We start from the raw sequence: 1,208 nt of genomic DNA, 5'->3' as shown, positions 1-1,208 counted from the left end.
TTAAAGCGTTGCAAATCCGTGGATAAATGCCAAGGCATCGCACCTTCACGACCTATAACACCATTTTCTGCAACAGCAGCAATTAAACAAATGGAAATCGTCATATTGCTACCGGCGCTTTAATATGGGGTTGTGCTTCATAATTAAGCAACTCAAAATCCTCAAATTGAAAAGAAAAAAGATCTGTTACCGCTGGATTTATACGCATACATGGCAAAGCATTTGGTATACGAGACAATTGATATTTTGCCTGTTCAAAATGATTAGAATAAAGATGAGCATCTCCCAGAGTATGAATAAAATCGCCTACTTTAAGACCGCTTACTTGCGCAATCATCATCGTTAGCAATGCGTAGGATGCAATATTGAATGGAACACCTAAGAAAATATCCGCTGAACGCTGATAAAGTTGACAAGATAATTTACCCTCCGCAATGTAAAATTGAAAAAGACAATGACACGGAGGCAAAGCCATTTCCTCTATTAATGCAGGATTCCAAGCTGATACAATCAAGCGACGAGAATCTGGCGTTTCCTTAATCATCGCTAAAAGATTGTTAATTTGATCAATATGGCGTCCATCAGGAGCAGGCCAAGAACGCCACTGATAACCATAAATAGGACCAAGATTTCCCTTTTCATCAGCCCATTCGTCCCAAATCGATACACCATGCTCTTTCAACCATGCGATATTTGTATCGCCTTTAAGAAACCACAAAAGCTCATAAATAATTGAACGTAAGTGTAGTTTCTTTGTTGTCAACAATGGAAATCCTGCTTGTAAATCAAAGCGCATCTGATACCCAAAGATAGATCGCGTTCCAACACCCGTTCGATCTGTCCGATCAATACCCTGATTTAAAACATGAGATAAAAGAGCAAGATATGACTTCATAGGGCTATTATGTCCGATTCTTCTCATTATAGAAAATAAAAACTGTAAAATCCGTACAAACATAATTCAAATCTTTTTCCAAAAACATCTTACACAAGAAATTATCATGATCTGACTAAATTTTTGATGCAAAAGATAAAATACTATAGACAGCTTCTAAGAAAATGACATAAATGAACTAAGATGGATAAACATGAAATAAAGGGATCGACTATGGAAAAACAAGAAGCTTTAAAACCACATGATACAAGAAAACGTATCTGGGCTATCGTGTCCAGTGCATCAGGTAATCTAGTAGAATGGTATGACTTTT

Annotated in this window: 2 protein-coding genes; both read right to left on the bottom strand. The window is 36.8% G+C overall.

Translation table 11 applies throughout. The features are described 5' to 3' along the window. On the bottom strand, positions 1-104 hold a 104-nt coding region (locus ACFIKE_RS10890; protein ID WP_375649931.1), incomplete at its 3' end, for a dihydrofolate reductase. Further along, positions 101-895, bottom strand: coding sequence for a thymidylate synthase (locus tag ACFIKE_RS10885; RefSeq protein ID WP_375649929.1), 795 nt, complete (start codon positions 893-895; stop codon positions 101-103). The genes ACFIKE_RS10885 and ACFIKE_RS10890, both read right to left, overlap by 4 nt. Between the last annotated feature and the right edge of the window lie 313 nt (positions 896-1,208).

The sequence above is a fragment of the Bartonella sp. MU70NMGDW genome (assembly GCF_042194085.1).
Taxonomy (GTDB): domain Bacteria; phylum Pseudomonadota; class Alphaproteobacteria; order Rhizobiales; family Rhizobiaceae; genus Bartonella; species Bartonella grahamii.
Note: the sequence above shows the minus strand (reverse complement) of the source record. Positions and strands in the feature narration are given on the sequence as shown.